The organism is Pontibacter sp. Tf4 (assembly GCF_014212495.1).
Classification (GTDB): Bacteria; Bacteroidota; Bacteroidia; order Cytophagales; family Hymenobacteraceae; genus Pontibacter.
Window position 1 is genome coordinate 30,655 of the sequence record NZ_JACKZC010000001.1, and the last position, 19,282, is coordinate 49,936.

Genomic DNA, 19,282 nt, shown 5'->3' on the forward strand with positions numbered 1-19,282 from the left:
GCCAGTTTGAGCGCAGCGGTAACTGGTGGTTAACTATGGGGCCAGTTTGTAACTGCCGTTAGTCTGGTTCTGGAATACGCCAGTTACAAACTGGCCCCATGCAAAGCCACAAGTTGCGCTTCGCTAAACTTGCGGCATGTATAACGGGGATTAGGAAATCCCCGGCAGAGTGCTTTCGGACTGAGAAGTCCGAAAGAGCGGAAGAAAAGTAATGTAAGTATCTTGCTGGATATATTGCTGGCGCGGGTTTGCAACCCGTGCCTTTTTATGATGTTGAGTTTGTAACTCAACTGGGCCAGAGGCCCAACTATAGTTCGTCACGAGCGAAGACGCTCGCGCCATGGATACCAAATATCTACCTACAGCTTCACACAAACATTCTGCGGCTCAGTAAAGAAACGCAACGCCTCAAAACCACCTTCGCGGCCAACACCGGAATTCTTCATGCCGCCAAAAGGCGTGCGCAAGTCACGTAAGAGCCAGGTGTTGATCCAGATGATGCCGGAATGTACCTGGTGTGCTACGCGGTGTGCCTTCTGTAAATTACTTGTCCAGATGGTAGCAGACAGGCCGTAGTCGGTGCAGTTGGCATATCGGATAACTTCTTCTTCCGAGTCGAAAGGCGTGAGTGTAACCACAGGGCCAAAGATCTCTTCGGTGTTGGTGCGGCAGTTATAAGGCAATCCCTCAACTATAGTTGGTGCTATAAACCAGCCATTCGCGCAGCGTCCTTCTACCTCTACCTGGTGCCCGCCGGTAAGTATATTTCCGCCTTCCTGCTTGGCCAGCTCAATGTAAGAAAGCACCTTCTGCATGTGTTGCTCCGAAACTACAGCCCCCAGTTTTGTACCATCTTCCATTGGGTCGCCTACCGTCATGGCTTTTACTTTTTCCACAAAAGCATCCCGGAATTTCTCGTACAGCGGTCGTTCTATAAATATGCGGGAACCACACAGGCAGATCTGTCCCTGGTTGGCAAACGATGAGTGTATAGTAGTGTGCAGCGCGTTATTGAAATCACAATCAGCAAAGATGATGTTTGGGTTTTTGCCACCAAGTTCAAGCGATAGTTTCTTAAACATAGGAGCCGCCGTGGCCGCTATAGTTCGCCCGGTAGCAGTGCCGCCTGTAAAGGAGATGACCGGAACCTTGGGATGGGCCGTCATAGCAGCACCCACTTTATGCCCGTAGCCATGCACAATGTTCAACACACCAGCCGGCAGCCCGGCTTCTATACAGATCTCCGACAGCAGAAAGGCCGTCATGGGTGTTACTTCCGATGGTTTGGCAACTACACAGTTTCCGGCAGCAAGGGCTGGGGCTATTTTCCAGGTAAACAGATACAAAGGCAGGTTCCAGGGAGAGATACAGCCCACTACGCCATGCGGATGGCGCACGGTATAGTTGATAGCATCGGTGCCTTCCATGTAATGCGCTTCGGAAGCGAAATGCTGAATGGCTGTACCATAAAAACGCATGTTACTGCTTGCCCGCGGTATATCCACCGACTTTGCCAGTTTCAGCGGTTTACCATTGTCTACAGATTCAGCTTCGGCCAGGCGGTCCTGGTTCTGATCTATCAGGTCGGCAATGCGCATCATAATTTGCCCGCGCTTTTCGGCTGGCGTCTTAGACCATGTCGGGAAAGCTGCCAGTGCTGCCTGCACCGCCTGCTCCACGTCCTGCTCATCCGAGTCAGGAATAAGCGAGTATACTTCGCCAAGCGCTGGGTTATAGTTGTCGATGTACTGCCCCGCCACAGGCATTACCAACTGGCCGTTTATATAGTTATGTATATGCTGCACGGTGCTACGCAATTATGAATTAGAAATTATGAATTATGAATGGGCTATGATTTTAGAGATTAGAAGGGTGGTATCGTTAATAGTTAAGCACAACTATAAGGTGGCGTGGCTTAATAATTAATCTATTTTTTTAACCTGACTGAACCTGTGCACGCATCTTCTTCTTCAACGCCAGCCAACCACTTACGAAGCTGTTCTGTTCTCTCTCTGGTTAGCTCCTCAAGATAGCTTGCACGGCAAATTGGATGAATTGAACCATAATAACCAACCTCCCTCTTTGGATACTTCATGTTAAGTTCTGCATCTCTAAAAGTTATCCATATTCTTTGGGATTCTCTTAAATTGTTGATGAAAACAGCATCCGACTTGTAGTCCACGAGTATCTTTTTATATACCTCATTCAGCTCTTTGTCAGCTTTTTGGTAGGAAGCATAAGCTTCCTCGTTCATTTCTGCCTGGGTCTGTCCAAAAGAGTAAGCTGTAAACAGCACAAAAACTATTGTAATAAGAGCTTTCATTAATCTTATATTTTAATACAGATATTCAACAACTACAAACACCCCGTTCTGCCACCATCAACCGGCACATTTATACCATTGATGTAAGCAGCTGCAGGAGTCGCTAAAAAAGCAGCGGCGGCGGCAACTTCTTCGGGTTCGGCGAAGCGGCGGGCTGGTATTTCCTTCATCATGTCAGCTTCTATAGTTTCTACTTCGGTTGTGGTTTTCTTGGCTTTGTTCTCGATGATGGATTCCAGGCGGCTGGTACGGGTTGCGCCGGGTAATACATTGTTTACGGTTATTCCGAATTGCCCCAGCTCATTTGCCATAGTTTTAGCCCAGCTGGCAACTGCCCCGCGTATGGTATTAGATACGCCCAAACCATGCAACGGCTGCTTTACCGACGTGCTGATGATGTTGATGATGCGGCCATAGTTGGCGGCTTTCATGCCCGGAATCACGGCTTTGGCCAGTAGGTGGTTTGCGATCAGGTGCTGGTTAAAGGCCGCTACAAACTCATCCGAAATAGCTTCAGTAATTGGCCCGCCTGCCGGTCCGCCGGTGTTGTTTACCAGTATGTGTACGGTTGGCTGCTGCTCCAGGTAAGCCTGTACCTGTATGTTCAGGTTATACGGGTCCGAGAAATCAGCTACGATATAGTCGTGTTGCTGCCCCTGGCTTACGTCCAGGTCCTGCAGGGCAGTTTGTAGTTTGTCTTCGTTGCGGGCGGCCAAGGTTACGTTGGCTCCCAATAGGGCCAGTTCTACGGCTATGGCTTTGCCAATGCCTTGCGTGCTGCCGCAAACGATGGCGCGTTTGTTCTGTAGGTTCAGGTTCATAGGTTAAATGTACGCAAAAGGAGGTAAACTTGCATCGCTATAGTACAAGCCATTTACAGTTGCATTACCATTTTTGCCAGCTTTTGCGTACCTTCCATGTATCAACCAAGCACCGTAAAACTATGGCCATACAACGACCTTTCAATTTTAAGCAGTGGATAGACGAACACCGCCATCTGCTGAAACCACCTGTAGGCAACCAGCAGGTATATAAAGCCAACGACGACTTTATTGTAATGGTAGTTGGTGGCCCCAATGCCCGCAAAGATTACCACTACGACGAGAGCGAAGAGTTTTTTTACCAGGTAGAAGGCGACATTGTACTGAAGATCATAGAAGACGGTAAGCCGGTGGATATTCCGATAAAAGAAGGGGAGATATTTTTGCTGCCGCCACGCGTGCCACACTCGCCACAACGCCCTGCCAACACGGTTGGCCTGGTGATAGAACGCTACCGCCGCGAAGGCGAAAAAGATGGCTTTATGTGGTTCTGTGAGAACTGCGGCAACAAACTGCACGAAGACTTTACCGAAGTAACCGACATCGTAAAACAGCTGCCGGTAATTATGGGCAACTTCTGGGATGATGAGCAGAAACGTACCTGCAATAAGTGCGGTGAAGTGCTGCAACCGCCCGTAAAGCCTGCCGAAGCCGCACAATAAACTATAGTTTTGATATATAACGAAGCCCTCTGGCACACAGGGGGCTTCTCTGTTTAAAACCATGAACGCTACCCTGCAAACCGAACGGCTGCAACTGCGGACAGTACAGCTGACCGACGCTGATTTTATACTGAAAGGCCTGTCTGATACACGCGTAACGCAGTACTATGCAGTGCATTATGATACTCCTGAAGCCGTGCAGGAACAGATGCAGTTCTACCAAAACCTCACGGACACCGGGACAGGCATCTGGTGGGTGTTCTCGCTGAAAGGAGAAACGGAGTTAATTGGCGCCTGTGGCCTGAACAACATAGAACGCGAGCACCGTAAAGGCGAAATCGGGTTTTGGCTGCTGCCCGAACATTGGGGCAAAGGCTACATTCCCGAAGCTGCAAAAGCTATTCTAAACTATGGCTTTACAAACCTCAACCTGCACCGCATCGAAGCTTTAGTGGAAGGCGGAAACGACCAATCGGCGAAGGTGCTGCAGAAACTGGGCTTTACCTACGAAGGCTGCCTGCGTGACCGTGAAATAAAGCATGGTAAGTTTATAGACCTGGCGTACTATAGTTTACTGGCGACGGATTAATTGTATGAATCTTTAAACCAGGCCCCTACTCCAGGGGTTTTAAGGATTCAGGGATTTTCAGGATTGGATTGTTGCTATAGTTGGTGGCTATAGTTTGTCTGAATCAGGATTTGCAGGATTAAAGGATTTTCAGGATTAGGGCTTTTACTATAGTTTAGGCTATAGTTCTATAGTTACGAAATTACACACCCCTAACCCCTCTCAAGAGGGGAATTTCTGCTATTGCTATAGTTGGATGCTATAGTTTCATAGTTGTGGCTGCTGGCGCGGATCTGTGATCCGTGACCTACTTATAAAGCTGGATTTGTAATCCAGCTGGCCCGGCAGGGACAAACAATCGCGCCGGCTATTGTTCTATAGTTACTGTTAGTCATCCCCCTGCCCCCTTCTAAGGGGGACTTTTCTTCTGCTACTATAGTTGCAGACCTCGCAAGCAAAATGGGTCTCCCCTCTAACTATAAACCAAACAATTAATAACCAGCAATCAATAATTAAACCTCCTGATTTTGATAGGCTTTCAGTTTTTCCTTGTGGATGATCTCTTCCTCAATCAGTTGTTGTACTTCGGGTTTGTTGTAGTCTTCTATGGTTTGGATATGCTTCATCACCTTTTTCATGATCTTGTCCTGCTGGCGGCCGGTTTCCAGAGCATAAGAGTAAGGCAGATCAGTAAAGGTTACCATGGAGTAAAGCGGTATCCATTTATCCGGGTATTGCTGGCTTATTTTGCCTTCTATTTTTTTGCGAAGCAGGAAACGTGGGTCGGCTACTTTGTCGCGCATTTCGATGAAGTTCATCACGGCCAAGTCGGCGATGGCGTCGGCGTTGGGTTTGCGGCTTTGCTCAAAGGCTTTAAATAACCCTTTCCAGTCGCCATCAAAGGTGTCCAGCATCTGGTCCAGTACGGTTATATCCTCGAAGCCGGCGTTCATGCCCTGCCCATAAAACGGCACTACCGCATGGCAGGCATCTCCAATCAGCAGCACCTTATCCTCGTAGCTCCACGGGAAGCATTTTATAGTTACCAGCGTACCGGTTGGGTTACAGAAATAGTCCTGGGCCAGATCGGGCATCAGGGGCACCGCATCCGGGAACACTTCCAGGAAAAAGTTAAGCAGATCGGTGTCGGTTTTGATGGCTGCAAAAGAACGCTCGCCTTCGTACGGGAAGAACAGGGTACAGGTAAAAGAACCATCGGTGTTTGGCAGCGCGATCATCATATAGTTACCACGTGGCCAGATGTGCAAGGCATTTTTCTCCAGTACCCAGCCACCGCCGGCAGTAGCCGGAATGGTTAGTTCTTTGTAACCGTACTCCAGGTAGCTTTGCTGGTAGTTAAAGCGCTCTGTTTTCTGCAGGGCACCCCGCACCATCGAGAAAGCGCCATCTGCCCCGAAAATAAGGTCTGGTTTTATTGTTTCGGTGATGCCGGCATCGTGGTTCAGCAGGCTTACTTCGCTGGTTTTCAGGTTTACGTCCTGCACCTGGCGGTTAAAGTGGTAGGTAATGTCCGGGTTTGGCTCCGACACGTTCATCAGCGCCATGTTCAGCCCGGCCCTGGAAACAGAGTAAATCGCCTGCCCTTCCTTGCCGTATGGCTGAAAAGTTAACTCGCCGTTTTCGCTGTGCATCATGCGTCCGTACATCGGTATTGCTACCTGCCGCACTTCTTCTTCCAGGCCAAGGCCACGCAGGGCACGCCAGCCGCGGTCGCTCAGGGCAAGGTTTATAGAACGGCCGCCATCCAGCGTGGTAACCCGCATATCAGGTCTGCGCTCGTACAAATCTATCTTATAGCCGCGTTTGGCCAGGTATAACGATAGCAGCGAGCCAACCAAACCGGCCCCCATAATGGCGATGTTCTTCTTCTCAGTCATAGGTTATAGTATAAGCACTATACTTCTGTTTCTGTAAAATAACAGTTTCCTTTTGTTTTTCACAATGCTAATTGCTGTTGCCGTGGCTCAGCTTAAAATGTTACGAAAAGTAAGGTTGATGCGGCTACCTGTAGGGCGGGCTGTTTTGGTGATGCTGTGCTGCCAGTTTCGCTGGGTTGCTCCCTGCATCAGCAACAGGCTACCGTCTTCTAACGTGAAGTACAGGTTCGGTTGTGCCTTGCTATGCCGGGGCTTAAAGCCAAACCGGCGTGGCGCTCCAAAGCTAACCGAAGCTATAGTTGGCTGTGGCCCGAGTTCAGGTTCGTCGTCGGAGTGCCAGCCCATGCCGCTTTGCCCGTGCGGGTACAGGTTCAGCAGCACACTGTTGTAGCTATAGTTGGTGGCTTGTTCTACTTGTTCTTTTAGCTGCAACAGTACAGGCAGCCAGGGCTGTGGCTCGTTTTTAAGGCCGGAGTAACTATAGGCTTTGTCGCCGTACCAGGCAGTGAGGCGTGGCAGCAAGGTCTCTTTGCCAAACATTTTTATCTTCTCCTGCTTCCAGGCTACCTGCTCCTGTAGCTGGCTATAGTATCGTTCGCTTTCCGGCTGGCTGAAAAAACCAGGCGCATACCATACATCGGCGTCGGGCAAGGGAAGTTTTTGAAGAAGCGGGTGCATATCAGAATAGGTTGACGTGATGGTTCTCAGGCACTGATACCCAGCGCCTGGTTTACTTTTTCGAGCTCGCTGTCTTTGTCTATCATAACCAAAAGCTTATCGTTGGGCTCCAGTACGGTGGCGCCGTTGGGGGTTACGTATTTGCCGCCCCGGTTTATGAGCACGATCAGCGATGTTTTGGGGAATTGCAGCTCCACTATCGACTTGCCGGCTGCCAGGCTCTCCGGGGTAAGCTCTACTTCTACCAGCGCGTTTTTCACATCCAGGCCCATTTCGTCTGCCAGTTGTATGCGTTTCAGGGAGCGGTCGCGGCGCGAGAGGCCCAGCCAACGGGCAACTATAGTTAAGGTCGTACCCTGCAGCATCACCGAGGTCAGCACAATAAAGAACACAATGTTAAACATCATATCGGCTTTCTCTACACCGGCCAGCAAGGGGTAAGTAGCAAACACAATGGGCACGGCCCCGCGCAGCCCCACCCACGAAATGTATAGTTTGTCGCGCAGGGTACTCCGGAACGGAATCATGCTCACAAACACACTTATCGGGCGGGCAATGACCATTAAAAAAAGCGAGATCAGCACACCCGTACCCAGCACCGGCACCATCTGCGACGGAAATACCAGCAAACCCAGCGTCAGGAAAACCATGATCTGCATGAGCCAGGCCAGTCCATCGTAAAACTTGGTTAAGCTGCCTTTGTGCAAAAAGTTACGGTTGCCCAGTATTACCCCGGCAATGTATACTGCCAGAAAACCGTTGCCATTGATAACAGTAGTAAAAGCATAGGTAAAAATAAGCATGCCCAGCGAAAGCGCCGGGTAAAGTCCCTCCTGCTGCAGCGTTATCCGGTTAATGGCCCATACCGTGATGCGCCCCATGGCAATACCCATTACAGCACCAATGCTCATCTGTAGAAAAAACATAGGCACCAGCTCCCACATGCTCGCTTTGCCTTCGTTCAGCACCAGGTAAGTAAAGCTCACGGTCAGGAAATAGGCCATCGGGTCGTTACTTCCGGATTCCAGCTCCAGCGTGGGGCGCAGGTTGTGCTTCAGGCCGATATTTTTGGAACGGAGGATAGAGAATACCGCTGCCGCATCGGTAGACGAAACTATAGAAGCCAGCAGCATGGCCTCCAGAAAAGTGAAATCAGTGATGCGCCAGACAAACAGCCCTAACAGCAGCGCCGTGATAAACACCCCGAAGGTAGATAAGCTTACCCCCCGCCAGAGAATCGGTTTGGTTGTTTCCCAGCGCGTGTCCAGGCCACCAGAAAAAAGAATAATGGTAAGGGCTATGGTGCCTATCGATTGTGCTGAACGGGGATCGTTGAAGTGGATGTTGCCAATGCCCTCGGAGCCAGCCAGCATACCCACCACCAGAAACAGAATGAGTGCCGGAATGCCATACCTGCCGAGGCTTTTACTTAGCAAAATACTTACCAGTAAGAGTATCGAAGCACCCAGTAAAACATTCTCGATCGAAAGGCTCATCCGTTGGTTTGGTAACAATAGATGCTATTTATACTTAAAAACCGTCTAAAGTTTTGAGCCTGATCAGGATTTAATAAAAAAATAGCCTGCTTTTTATCAAAACAGGCTATTGCAACAGGGTATAGCTGGCTTTTAGCTTATTGGTGTCCTTCCAGCGTCTTGTGCAGAATTTCGGAGAAGCGATAAACCTCCTCGAAGCTGTTGTAAAGCGGCGTTGGCGCTACGCGTATCACGTTTGGTTCGCGGTAATCCACTATAATTCCGGCCTCCATCAACTTATTAAACAGCTCGCGCGCATTCTTTTTAACGAGCAGCGATATCTGGCAGCCGCGTGCTTTCGGGTCGGTTGGGGTGATCATTTCCAGCACATCTTTGCCCACATGCACATCATTGATCAGGTACTCCAGGTAACCGGTCAGTTTTTCGCTTTTAGCGCGCAGGTTTTCCATTCCGGCTTCGTCAAACAGTTCCAAAGAGGCACGGTGTACAGCCAACGGTAGAATCTGGGCATTACTTAGCTGCCAGCCTGCGGCTCCCTGCATTGGTATAAAGCCTTTCTTCATCTGGAAACGTACGCTGGCATCGTGCCCCCACCAGCCGGCAAAGCGTGGCAGGTCCGGGTTATTGGCGTGGCGCTCGTGCACAAACACACCCGATGTGCCACCCGGGCCTGAGTTCAGGTATTTGTAAGTACACCACACCGCAAAGTCTACATCCCAGTCGTGCAGTTTTACAGGAATGTTTCCGGCAGCATGCGCCAGGTCGAACCCAACTATAGCACCTGCTTCGTGGCCTGCTTTGGTAATGGCTTCCATGTCGAATACCTGGCCGGTATAGTAGTTAATGCCCCCCATCATTACCAGCGCCAGTTCATCGGCATTATCTTTTATGCCCTGCAGAACATCTTCGGTGCGGAGCGTATGTTCGCCTTCGCGCGGGTACAGTTCAACTATAGCTTCGTCGGGGTTATAGCCATGGAATTTAGTCTGTGTTTCTAAAGCATACTGGTCGGATGGGAAAGCGCCGGCTTCGGTAATGATCTTAAAACGCTTGCCTTCGGGTCTGTAGAACGATACCAGCATCAGGTGCAGGTTCACGGTCAGCTGGTTCATGATCACAACTTCGCTTTCCCTGGCACCCACTACGCGGGCAGCGCCGGCTGCTAACAGTTCGTGGTAGTTAAACCAGGGTTCTTCGCCTTTAAAATGTCCTTCCACGGCCAGGTTTGCCCACTTATACATTTCGTTATCGATGTACATCTGTGCCGACTTTGGCTGCAGCCCCAGCGAGTTGCCACAAAAGTAAATGGCATCCTGCTTGTTTACCTGCGGAAAGTAAAATTTGTCTCTGAAGTGGTGCAGCGGGTCGTTCTGGTCTTGTTCCTGCGCAAAGGCTAAGGTATTCTGGTAGTTCATGTATAGCTATAGTTTCAGCCTTGGGTGGCTATAGTTAGTTAAGGTCTGCGAATATACTAATTTGTGCCGGTTTGCTTTTGTGCTTTAGCTGGGTTTGGCACGCCGGCTATAGTTTATAGTTTATGGCCAACAGGCAACTATAAAAATGACATAAGCTTTTGCACCGGCAGCTCGTATGTAAAGGATATAATTTGTATATTGTTGGATTGCCCGACAGTGCCGTACTTCGCAAATGCGGCATTCTCACCCTTTAAAACTATGCACAAACAAACCCCCGCCACACCTGTACTCACCGATTCTGGTCTGCTGAAGATCGATATACACACGCACATCCTGCCGGCTACCTGGCCCGACCTGCGCGAGCGATACGGCTATGGCGGGTTTATACGCCTGGAGCACCACAAGCCCTGCTGCGCCCGCATGATGATGGACAACAAGTTTTTCAGGGAGATACAGGACAACTGCTGGGACCCCAGGGTGCGCATGCACGAGTGCAGCCAGCACAAGGTAGGCGTGCAGGTACTGAGCACGGTGCCGGTTATGTTTAATTACTGGGCCAAGCCCGACCACACCTACGACCTGAGCAAACTGCTGAACGATCACATTGCCGGCGTAGTAGCCGATTACCCCGACCGCTTTGTAGGCCTCGGTACGATACCGATGCAGGACACCGACCTGGCTATAAAAGAGCTGGAGCGTTGTGTAAAAGAACTGGGCATGGCAGGCGTACAGATAGGTACCAACGTAAACGGCTGCAACCTGGATGAGCCCAAGCTGTTCCCGATATTTGAAGCCGCCCAGGATTTAGGAGCTGCCATTTTTGTACACCCCTGGGATATGCTGGGCAAAGACCGGACCAGCAAGTACTGGATGCCGTGGCTTGTAGGCATGCCCGCCGAAACAACCGTGGCTATCTGCTCCATGATATTCGGGGGCATATTTGAGCGCCTGCCAAAGCTGCGGGTAGCGTTTGCGCATGGCGGTGGCTCCTTCCCGTCAACTATAGGCCGCATTGCGCATGGTTTTGAAGTACGCCCCGACCTTTGTGCCATCGATAACAACGTGAACCCACGCGAGTATCTGGGCAAATTCTACTTCGACTCGCTGGTGCACGACCCGCTGATGCTGGAATACCTGGTAAACCTGGTGGGCGCCGATAAAATTGCCTTAGGTACCGACTATCCCTTCCCGCTGGGCGAGTTAGAGCCGGGCAAACTGATCGAATCCATGCCTTACGATGTGGCAACTATAGAACGCATGCTGAGCGGTACCGCCCTGGAGTGGCTTAACCTGAAAAAGGAACAGTTTGTAGCAGAACAGAAAGGCCGTTCTGTTTCATCGCTGACTACCTGACGGCCATGCACGAGGTAAAATTCCTGCTGCTCATCCCTATGATAGCAGCAGTTGTTTTTGCACTTGCCATGAGCGGCTGGATGAAGAGCATCCTGAATGAAAAGGGCTATAAAAGCAGAACAATAGATTTTGGCATCAGCCACCTCAACGATTACCCTGCCTTCTTGCTGGTGATAATGACGGAAGACGATGCACTGAAGAAGCGGAAATATAAAAGAATCTTCTGGCTGAATATCTTAGCTATAGTTGTGTTTATTACCATGGCAGTCCTTATGGTAAAGCTATAGTTTGGCAGATAACCATCCAGCCATCTCCAGAAGTTTATGCACAACTATAGCGCACGCCAGGCCATCGCCTGAACGTATTATAATTCCCCGATCAGGCAGGCCAATTGTAGCGTTTGGACATTTCTGCACCTGTTCACCTTCGCATTTCCTGTAGTAAAGGTGCCCCTCCCCTTTCCCTGTTCAACAACTAATCAGTTAAAAGGAGAGTATACCTTGTGCTGGCTTTCAGAAATTGCCAGTGTCGAAACCCTGTTTTTCATCTCTTAAATTTTAATCCTGAATTTTATGAACAACCTACATAATAAACTGAAAGGGCTTGTTGTAGCTATACTTGCCGTAGGAGCCACTACTATAGCAGGTACAGCCGTTGCGCAGCAAAAGCCTCAGCCTAAGCAGCAACCTAAAACCGAGCAGACAACACCTGCTTCTTCCTTTTCCGATGCCGAACTGAAGCAGTTTATAGATGCCAACAACCGCCTGATGGTGATACAGCAGGACGGTGAGAAAGCGATGCTGGCGATCCTGACAGAAGAGAAACTGAGCGTAGAGAAATTCAGCCAGATGGCCAAAGCGCATCAGGAACAGAAACTGAATGAGCTGAAAGCCACCCCCGAGGAGCTGGATGCCTTTAACCGATCTGCGCAGCGCATGATGGAACTGCAGCCAGCCATGGAACAAAACATGCAGGCTGCCATTGTAAAAGATGGCCTCACAGTAGATAAATACGAGCAGATCATGCTGGCACTACGACAGGACCCTGCCATGCAGGCCAAGGTACAGAAACTGATGGAGCAGCAATAAAAACGCTAACCTATAGTTCATAAAAAAGGCGCTGAATCCAAACGGGCAGCGCCTTTTTCGTACTCTCCAAAGTGGATATTATTCTGCGGCAAACTCCATTATTTTAAAGGTCTTGGACTTGCGGTCGTAGTACCCGTAGTGTAGCTTGTTGCCGTAGCGGTACACCGTTTTATAATCCGGCTCCGATTTCAGTTCCTGCTCAAACTTATCCAGTTTGTCCTGCACCAGCTCTTTGTTACTGCCTCCGGCTTTTGCCAGGGTATTGTTGTCCAGCACCGCCCTGAAGTAAGTGCTCACGCCCGGCCCGCTCGGCTGGCTGCTCCGCTGCCCCTGCGGGTCGTAAAAGTAGCGGCTATAGTATGGCGAGTTCAGGTAATAGCTTGGTATGTTGTAGGCCGGTACCCATCTGCCTGGTATCATCATCAGCCCACGCGAAGTACGGTAATACTGATCCGGCGTGCGTACCATCCGCGACATATCCGAGCTGCCACGCTCTGCCGGCGGATCGAAAGAACCAATCGTAAGCTGTAGGGTGCTGTCGGTAAAAGCATCAACGGTTATAGCCGGAAGTCCATCTGCCAGTTTCCGCATCACATTGTTAGTCTGCTTTACAGTATCCACATCCGACTTAAACAGGCCACGCACGCCCCGCTGATACACCGGTGTAGCCTTAATGGCAATTTCCTGATCGCCTTCAAAAGTATAGGTTTTAACCGGCTCCAGGTTACTGAAGTTATAGGCAGTCAGGTTCAGTTTGTCGTCCTCCAGTTGCAGCCTGAACAGTGTATCGCGGAAAAGGAAAGAGTTAAATACCGGTTTGTTACGCTCTTTTATAGATGGCAGGGTGCGGTAGCTGGTTTCGCCGGTTTCCCAGTTCAGGGCCAGTATTTCGGTGGTAGCTTCCTTTTTAGCGCCTTTCAGTGGCTGGCCGTCAAAGATCATGTAAATGTTGCCATCACGGGTGTAAATTTTTCCACGATGATACCCGCTGCTAACGGTCCGCTCCATATCCGGGTGCACATACACCAGGTCCATCAGGCGCGAATCGCGGGTACGGGTTTCAGGCAACTTCGGATCAAAGATCTGCAGGTCCATTTTAGCCAGTCCTTCCGGCGAGTCGCTGCTGCGGTACAGATGCAGGCGGTCTTTGCGGTCGGTATACAGCATGTAAAAATGGTCATCGTCGCCGAAACCACCCACAAAATAGGTATTGCGCTCTTTCTCCAACTCTACATCCTGCAGGCTCCGGAAAGCTCCGGTCTTGCGGTCGATGGCAAACGGACGCACATAGTCGCGGCGGCCATTCTCGTAACGGCTATAGAAAATAAAATCGGTATCGGTTACGCGGGTGCCCAGCACCTGAGGGTCGCGTTGCCAGCGGTAAGGAATTTCGTGCTGCGCGATGACATCACCAGCCGGTGAGACAAGGGTAAAGTGCAGCTTGTTGTTCTGGAAGAAGTATAAACACACATTGCCGTTATCATCGGCCAGTGTTACCAGATCGTCCGGCTGGCGGAGCGGCAGCTGCAGTGTTGCAAACTCGCGCTGGGCACTGGCCAGTTGCGCAACGCCCAGCAACAGGACTAAGGTCAGGATGAATCTATGCATAGGTTTAAGTTACGAATTACAAGTTGTAACAAGCAAATTTCCAGCCAGATTGGTGGGTTTTTTAGGATATTTTTTGACGTCTTATCAAGACCTAACAGCGTGCGCAGCTCCTGCTAGTGTCTGGTGCTATAGTTGACTTTGCCTACTGCTGGAAACAAGCCGTTTATTTCATAGTTGCTTCTAATCCTGGGAGCTCTACTTGCCTATCGTGCTATAGTTTATTTGGCTCCCTCCCGGGCCGGGAGGCCCCGTCTTCGGGCATCGCGCGGTGCCAGCTTCCTGCGCTCCTAACGTCGCGCTGCCTATTGGCACCGGAACCTGCCAAGGCGCTCAACCCAAAGACTGAAATTAGTTCGATAGTAATTGCTTTAGCTATAGTTGCTGTACTTGCTCTTAGTCAAAGCAGATCTATTTTACTCGTGGTTATAGTTCCGTAGGGACAGGTCGCGACCTGTCCGCTCAATATCGTTAACTATAAAACTATAGCTATTGAATTATAGCGAAGTAAGAGCTCCCCTCCTTGGTTAAGGAGGGGCAGGGGTGGTTTGAACCACTGCAACTATGAAACTATAGTTTGAACTATAACAAAGTCAGAGTTCCCCTCCTTGGATAAGGAGGGGCAGGGGTGGTTGGACTAATAGCAACTATGAAACTATAGTTCTAACTATAGCAATAGTCCAAATCCTGAAAATCCTTAAATCCTAAAATCCTGATTCAGACAAAAAAAGCCCGACCATACATGATCGGGCTCTCTTTAAAACTATAGTTTCAGCTTAAAACTCTGCGTTTTGCGGTGTTCTTGGGAAAGGAATTACATCGCGGATGTTGCCCATGCCGGTAACAAACTGTACCATACGCTCGAAGCCAAGGCCGAAACCAGCATGCGGACAGCCACCGAAACGACGGGTATCCAGGTACCACCACAGGTCTTCTTCGTGTATGCCTACGCCTTTCATGCGCTCCACTAAAATATCGATGCGCTCCTCGCGCTGCGAACCACCTACAATCTCGCCGATGCCCGGAGCCAGGATATCCATAGCCGCTACAGTTTTGCCATCGTCGTTCAGGCGCATGTAGAATGCTTTGATATCTTTCGGGTAATCGGTAACGATAACCGGCTTTTTGAAGTGCTTCTCTACCAGGTAACGCTCGTGCTCACTCTGCAGGTCGATGCCCCACTTCACGTCGTACTGGAATTTCTTCTTCTTGTAATGGTTCGAGTTCAGCAGAATATCGATCGCCTCGGTGTAAGTAACGCGCTCAAAGTCATTGTTCACTACAAACTCCAGCTTCTCGAGCAAGGTCATTTCCTGGCGCTCGTTCTGTGGCTTGGCTTTGTCTTCTTCAGCTAAACGCTGGCCTAAAAACTCGATATCTTCGCGGTTGTTCTCCAGTGCGTAACGGATGATGTACTTGATAAACTCTTCGGCCAGGTCAGCGTTCATTTTCAGATCGTAGAAAGCCATTTCCGGCTCAATCATCCAGAACTCTGCCAGGTGGCGTGTGGTGTTCGAGTTTTCGGCTCTGAAAGTTGGGCCAAAGGTATAGATATCACTAAACGCCATAGCAGCCAGCTCACCTTCCAACTGGCCGGATACTGTCAGGTTCGTAGCCTTGCCGAAGAAATCTTCTTCGTAGTTTACTTCGCCGTTCTCAGTGCGCGGCGGGTTAACCGGGTCCAGCGTCGTTACGCGGAACATTTCGCCGGCGCCTTCGGCATCCGACGCCGTGATGATAGGTGTGTGCATGTAAACAAAGCCCTTTTCGTTAAAGAACTTGTGCACGGCGAACGCCAGCGTGTTACGCACTCTGAAAACAGCGCCAAAGGTGTTAGTACGGAAACGCAGGTGTGCGATCTCACGCAAAAACTCCAGCGAGTGTGCCTTCTTTTGTAGCGGGTAAGCTTCAGGGTCAGCTTTGCCCAGTACTTCTATGGTTTTAGCCTGCACTTCAAACGCCTGGCCTTTGCCCTGCGATGCAACCAGCTCACCCGAAATAGAAACGGCAGCGCCTGTAGTCACATCCTTCAGTTGCTCTTCGCTGAAATTATTGGCATCGGCTACAACCTGAATATTATTTATAGTAGAGCCGTCGTTAACGGCAATAAAGTTCACGTACTTATTTCCGCGCTTGGTGCGCACCCAGCCTTTTAGCAGAACATCCTGGCCCGCTGCGGCGCCTGATAACAGGTCTTTAACTTTTGTGCGTTGCATGTAACGTTGGTTTATAAATTTAAAGGTAGCCAACTATAAAGGTATAAAGAAAGACCGGAAATGTAGTGGCCTGCAAACTATAGTTTATAGTTGAAAGTCTGCAAAGGTAAGGCAGAAACTATAAAAAGCGATAAACCGGACGGCGTGGATGTCTGTTACTAACAAAAAATGTGCTAAACCCACGAATTTTCAACCTTTTGTTGATATTGCGAGTAAAATTATTCTAAATTTGAAATACGGGTAACCGTAACAGAAACCGATTTTTAAACCATGCAGCGCCTCGACCTCAGACAACTTTTACAGCAGAAGCTATCGCCGCAGCAGATACAATTTATCAAGCTGTTGCAGATACCTACGGCTGAGTTGGAGATGCGCATAAAAGAAGAACTGGAAATAAACCCCGCCCTGGAAGAAGGCAACGACGAACCCGCAGAAGACCTGTATGGCGACACTGACAGTGACGATTACGGCGACAGCGATGACGATTACGGCAAAGACGACATCGACCTGAATGACTACCTGCACGACGATGAAATAAGCGGCTACAAAATGCAGGGCGACCGCGGCGGCGATGACGAAGAAGACCGTGAAATGCCGATCGCGATGATGTCTACGCTCACCGATCAGTTACTCGACCAACTCGGTTTCCTGGACCTGAACGATAAACAGCACATAATTGGCATGCAGCTTATCGGCAGCATCGACAGCGATGGCTACATTCGTCGTGAGCTGAGTTCTATCTCCAATGACCTGGCTTTTTCGCAGAACGTGGATGCCAGCGAAGAAGAGATCGAAGAAGTGCTGCACATGATCCAGACTTTCGACCCGGCCGGAATTGCGGCCCGCGACCTGCCCGAGTGTTTACTGCTGCAACTACACCGCCGCGACCAGGACGAAACCACCATATTGGCTGAGCGCATTCTGGAAGACGCCTTCGATGAATTTACCAAAAAGCATTACCAGAAAATACAGAGCAAGTTTGGCGTAAGTGAAGATGAACTGAAGAAAGCCATTGACCTGATCACGAAGCTGAATCCGAAACCGGGCGGCTCCGGCGGCAGCTCCACACGCATTCAGTACATCATCCCGGATTTTATCCTGACAAACAACAACGGCCAGCTGGAACTGTCGCTCAACTCGCGCAACGCCCCGGATCTGCGTATCAGTCGCTCTTATGCCGATATGTTTGATGCCTATGACAAGTCGGACAAAAAGGATAAGAAGCTGAAGGAGACCGTGGCGTTTGTGAAGCAGAAACTGGATGCAGCCAAGTGGTTTATAGACGCCATTCGCCAGCGCCAGAACACGCTGCTGCGCACCATGGAAGCCATCATTAAATACCAGCACGATTTTTTTCTGGAAGGCGACGAAAGTTTGCTGCGCCCGATGATCCTGAAAGACATTGCCGAAGACATTGGCATGGACATCAGTACCGTGAGCCGTGTGGCCAACAGCAAAGCCGTACAAACAGAATTCGGTATCTATCCGCTCAAGTATTTCTTCTCAGAAGGTATCGCCACCGATTCCGGCGAAGATGCCAGCAGCCGCGAAGTAAAGCATATCCTGAAAGAAATTATAGACGGAGAAAGCAAGCGTAAACCACTTTCGGATGAAAAGATAGAGCAGATACTAAACGAGAAAGGCTACAATATTGCCCGCCGCACCGTGGCTAAATACCGCGAGCAGCTAAACATACCCGTAGCCCGCCTGCGTAAAGAACTATAGGTAATGAATAATTTATAATGATGAATGAATAATGAGGAGTACAAAACAGGAAAGGTGTTTTACCACGTAGCTAGTTGACGATTTAATCATTACTCACAAATCATTATTCATTTAAATTAATCATTCATCATTATAAATTATTCATTAATCCCGTGAACCGTTCGCTCGCGAAAGCCCTTTCTGTAGTTCTACATCCGCTGCTGCTGCCAACGTATCTGTTTGCTTTTTTACTTTACTATTTACCCGCGCCGGTTCTGTCGCTGCCAATGCAAAGCCGCTGGATCGTGCTGGGCATGATCTTTTTTACCACGTTTATTATTCCGGGCCTGGGTGCCTATGCCATGGTACGCGCCGGGCAGCTGGACTCGATGGAAATGGAGCGTCGCGAACAACGCCGCCTGCCGCTACTGTTTACCAGTCTGTGCTACGGCATTACCACCTACCTGCTTTACCGCGAACCAGCTTTCGACGAGATCTTCTATTTCATCATGGGCATCATTACGGCATCGGTTATACTTACCTACGGACTGTCGCTGCTCTGGAAAGTGAGCGCCCATAGCGTAGGCATTGGCGGTGCCCTGGGCTTGCTTATGTTGCTGAGCCGGCTGGTGCCCGATGTACCAATGCTGCTGCCCATTTCGCTGACTATAGTTCTGGCCGGAGCCGTACTCTCTGCCAGGCTTTCGCTGCAGGCCCATACCCCTTCCGAAGTATACACCGGTTTTGGCTCAGGCTTGCTGCTGGCTCTTACCGCCGGTATAGTTGCGCTATAGTTGCAGTCTTAAACCAGCCTGCACATCGAGCTTCGGGCGTTTGCTATAGTAGCAACTATAGTTACATTTCTCGTTCCCAAAATGCCTTCTCCTCTTCTGTTCCGTACATAACAACAGGCGAATTAATGACAGTTATTCGCAGTTCTATCTAAAAAGCACTATATTTACCTAACAAGCTTTGTACTATGCTACTGGAGTGGGTAACCGTTATTTTACTGATTGTGATCGGGCTGGTCCTGATTATTGTGGAACTGGTTTTTATACCGGGCACCACGCTTATCGGCATTCTGGGGTTTGCGCTGGCCGCTATCGGTATCTGGTTTGGGTATGCTACCCTGGGCACTACGGTCGGGCATGTTATACTGGGGCTATCGGTGCTGGTAGCAGGTGTGGGGCTTTTTTATAGTTTCCGGGGAGATGCCTGGAACCGGTTTGCCCTGAAAGAAAGCATAGACAGCCGCGTAAACGAAGAATACCAGCACAACCTGGAAGTGGGCCAGACCGGCACTACCACATCAGCGCTTCGTCCGCAGGGCACTGCCCTGTTTAACGACCAACGCCACGAAGTACAGACCAAAGGCGAGTTTATCTCCCCCAATACCCCGGTCCGCATTATCAAATTAAGTCAACATAAAATAATAGTAGAAGCAGTAACCTAAGC

General features: G+C 49.8%; 17 protein-coding genes. 8 read left to right on the forward strand and 9 right to left on the reverse strand.

Annotation, left to right across the window (positions count from 1 at the left end; translation table 11 throughout):
- Positions 1–359 precede the first annotated feature (359 nt).
- From H7F15_RS00125 to H7F15_RS00135, 3 genes are all read right to left on the reverse strand, one after another.
- Positions 360–1,805 carry an aldehyde dehydrogenase gene (locus H7F15_RS00125; protein WP_185194928.1) on the reverse strand — a complete coding sequence of 482 codons (1,446 nt, stop codon included), beginning with the start codon at positions 1,803–1,805 and terminating at the stop codon, positions 360–362.
- A gap of 122 nt (positions 1,806–1,927) precedes the next feature.
- Complete coding sequence (locus H7F15_RS00130) at positions 1,928–2,323, reverse strand: lysozyme inhibitor LprI family protein (RefSeq protein WP_185194929.1); 396 nt, start codon at positions 2,321–2,323, stop codon at positions 1,928–1,930.
- A gap of 32 nt (positions 2,324–2,355) precedes the next feature.
- Entirely contained in the window at positions 2,356–3,144 is a 789-nt protein-coding gene (locus tag H7F15_RS00135; RefSeq protein WP_185194930.1) for an SDR family oxidoreductase, read from the reverse strand.
- Positions 3,145–3,266: 122 nt separating this feature from the next.
- On the opposite strand from H7F15_RS00135, the gene H7F15_RS00140 reads away from it, so the two are divergent.
- Positions 3,267–3,806, forward strand: a complete 540-nt coding sequence (locus H7F15_RS00140; RefSeq protein WP_185194931.1) for a 3-hydroxyanthranilate 3,4-dioxygenase — start codon at positions 3,267–3,269, stop codon at positions 3,804–3,806.
- A gap of 61 nt (positions 3,807–3,867) precedes the next feature.
- Positions 3,868–4,395, forward strand: coding sequence for a GNAT family N-acetyltransferase (locus tag H7F15_RS00145; protein ID WP_185194932.1), 528 nt, complete (start codon positions 3,868–3,870; stop codon positions 4,393–4,395).
- Between the two features lie 491 nt (positions 4,396–4,886).
- On the opposite strand, the gene H7F15_RS00150 is transcribed toward H7F15_RS00145, so the two are convergent.
- The 4 genes from H7F15_RS00150 to kynU all read right to left on the reverse strand — a co-directional run bounded on the left by H7F15_RS00150 (position 4,887) and on the right by kynU (position 9,861).
- Positions 4,887–6,272 (reverse strand): NAD(P)/FAD-dependent oxidoreductase, encoded by a 1,386-nt coding sequence (locus H7F15_RS00150; protein ID WP_185194933.1) that lies wholly within the window; start codon positions 6,270–6,272, stop codon positions 4,887–4,889.
- Between the two features lie 87 nt (positions 6,273–6,359).
- Positions 6,360–6,950, reverse strand: a complete 591-nt coding sequence (locus tag H7F15_RS00155; RefSeq protein ID WP_185194934.1) for an alpha-ketoglutarate-dependent dioxygenase AlkB — start codon at positions 6,948–6,950, stop codon at positions 6,360–6,362.
- 26 nt (positions 6,951–6,976) lie between these two features.
- Positions 6,977–8,446: a potassium/proton antiporter gene (locus tag H7F15_RS00160; protein WP_185194935.1), complete on the reverse strand. Its 1,470-nt coding sequence runs from the start codon at positions 8,444–8,446 to the stop codon at positions 6,977–6,979.
- A gap of 137 nt (positions 8,447–8,583) precedes the next feature.
- Positions 8,584–9,861, reverse strand: coding sequence for a kynureninase (gene kynU / locus H7F15_RS00165; protein WP_185194936.1), 1,278 nt, complete (start codon positions 9,859–9,861; stop codon positions 8,584–8,586).
- Positions 9,862–10,119: 258 nt separating this feature from the next.
- On the opposite strand from kynU, the gene H7F15_RS00170 reads away from it, so the two are divergent.
- The 3 genes from H7F15_RS00170 to H7F15_RS00180 all read left to right on the forward strand — a co-directional run bounded on the left by H7F15_RS00170 (position 10,120) and on the right by H7F15_RS00180 (position 12,302).
- Positions 10,120–11,214, forward strand: coding sequence for an amidohydrolase family protein (locus H7F15_RS00170; RefSeq protein ID WP_221626949.1), 1,095 nt, complete (start codon positions 10,120–10,122; stop codon positions 11,212–11,214).
- 5 nt (positions 11,215–11,219) lie between these two features.
- Positions 11,220–11,501 carry a hypothetical protein gene (locus H7F15_RS00175; protein WP_185194937.1) on the forward strand — a complete coding sequence of 94 codons (282 nt, stop codon included), beginning with the start codon at positions 11,220–11,222 and terminating at the stop codon, positions 11,499–11,501.
- Positions 11,502–11,786: 285 nt separating this feature from the next.
- Entirely contained in the window at positions 11,787–12,302 is a 516-nt protein-coding gene (locus H7F15_RS00180) for a DUF4168 domain-containing protein (RefSeq protein ID WP_185194938.1), read from the forward strand.
- A gap of 78 nt (positions 12,303–12,380) precedes the next feature.
- On the opposite strand, the gene H7F15_RS00185 is transcribed toward H7F15_RS00180, so the two are convergent.
- The gene (locus tag H7F15_RS00185) at positions 12,381–13,910 is read right to left on the reverse strand and encodes a hypothetical protein (RefSeq protein ID WP_185194939.1); all 1,530 of its coding nucleotides are present in this window, start codon (positions 13,908–13,910) and stop codon (positions 12,381–12,383) included.
- Between the two features lie 773 nt (positions 13,911–14,683).
- On the reverse strand, positions 14,684–16,123 hold the full coding sequence (asnS, locus tag H7F15_RS00190) for an asparagine--tRNA ligase (protein ID WP_185194940.1): 1,440 nt from the start codon (positions 16,121–16,123) through the stop codon (positions 14,684–14,686).
- Positions 16,124–16,393: 270 nt separating this feature from the next.
- Here asnS and rpoN point away from each other — a divergent pair, with 270 nt between their 5' ends.
- The 3 genes from rpoN (at position 16,394) to H7F15_RS00205 (ending at position 19,280) form a co-directional block, all read left to right on the forward strand.
- Positions 16,394–17,848: an RNA polymerase factor sigma-54 gene (gene rpoN, locus H7F15_RS00195; protein ID WP_185194941.1), complete on the forward strand. Its 1,455-nt coding sequence runs from the start codon at positions 16,394–16,396 to the stop codon at positions 17,846–17,848.
- A gap of 152 nt (positions 17,849–18,000) precedes the next feature.
- Positions 18,001–18,621 (forward strand): hypothetical protein, encoded by a 621-nt coding sequence (locus tag H7F15_RS00200; RefSeq protein ID WP_185194942.1) that lies wholly within the window; start codon positions 18,001–18,003, stop codon positions 18,619–18,621.
- Positions 18,622–18,806: 185 nt separating this feature from the next.
- Positions 18,807–19,280 carry an NfeD family protein gene (locus H7F15_RS00205; protein ID WP_185194943.1) on the forward strand — a complete coding sequence of 158 codons (474 nt, stop codon included), beginning with the start codon at positions 18,807–18,809 and terminating at the stop codon, positions 19,278–19,280.
- Positions 19,281–19,282 lie beyond the last annotated feature (2 nt).

What these genes read in the sequence shown, in the direction of transcription:
- H7F15_RS00130 (WP_185194929.1), bottom strand. Translation starts at nt 2,323, where the DNA reads ATGAAAGCTCTTATTACAATAGTTTTTGTGCTGTTTACAGCTTACTCT.
- H7F15_RS00135 (WP_185194930.1), bottom strand. Translation starts at nt 3,144, where the DNA reads ATGAACCTGAACCTACAGAACAAACGCGCCATCGTTTGCGGCAGCACG.
- H7F15_RS00140 (WP_185194931.1), top strand. Translation starts at nt 3,267, where the DNA reads ATGGCCATACAACGACCTTTCAATTTTAAGCAGTGGATAGACGAACAC.
- H7F15_RS00145 (WP_185194932.1), top strand. Translation starts at nt 3,868, where the DNA reads ATGAACGCTACCCTGCAAACCGAACGGCTGCAACTGCGGACAGTACAG.
- H7F15_RS00150 (WP_185194933.1), bottom strand. Translation starts at nt 6,272, where the DNA reads ATGACTGAGAAGAAGAACATCGCCATTATGGGGGCCGGTTTGGTTGGC.
- H7F15_RS00155 (WP_185194934.1), bottom strand. Translation starts at nt 6,950, where the DNA reads ATGCACCCGCTTCTTCAAAAACTTCCCTTGCCCGACGCCGATGTATGG.
- H7F15_RS00160 (WP_185194935.1), bottom strand. Translation starts at nt 8,446, where the DNA reads ATGAGCCTTTCGATCGAGAATGTTTTACTGGGTGCTTCGATACTCTTA.
- kynU (WP_185194936.1), bottom strand. Translation starts at nt 9,861, where the DNA reads ATGAACTACCAGAATACCTTAGCCTTTGCGCAGGAACAAGACCAGAAC.
- H7F15_RS00170 (WP_221626949.1), top strand. Translation starts at nt 10,120, where the DNA reads ATGCACAAACAAACCCCCGCCACACCTGTACTCACCGATTCTGGTCTG.
- H7F15_RS00175 (WP_185194937.1), top strand. Translation starts at nt 11,220, where the DNA reads ATGCACGAGGTAAAATTCCTGCTGCTCATCCCTATGATAGCAGCAGTT.
- H7F15_RS00180 (WP_185194938.1), top strand. Translation starts at nt 11,787, where the DNA reads ATGAACAACCTACATAATAAACTGAAAGGGCTTGTTGTAGCTATACTT.
- H7F15_RS00185 (WP_185194939.1), bottom strand. Translation starts at nt 13,910, where the DNA reads ATGCATAGATTCATCCTGACCTTAGTCCTGTTGCTGGGCGTTGCGCAA.
- asnS (WP_185194940.1), bottom strand. Translation starts at nt 16,123, where the DNA reads ATGCAACGCACAAAAGTTAAAGACCTGTTATCAGGCGCCGCAGCGGGC.
- rpoN (WP_185194941.1), top strand. Translation starts at nt 16,394, where the DNA reads ATGCAGCGCCTCGACCTCAGACAACTTTTACAGCAGAAGCTATCGCCG.
- H7F15_RS00205 (WP_185194943.1), top strand. Translation starts at nt 18,807, where the DNA reads ATGCTACTGGAGTGGGTAACCGTTATTTTACTGATTGTGATCGGGCTG.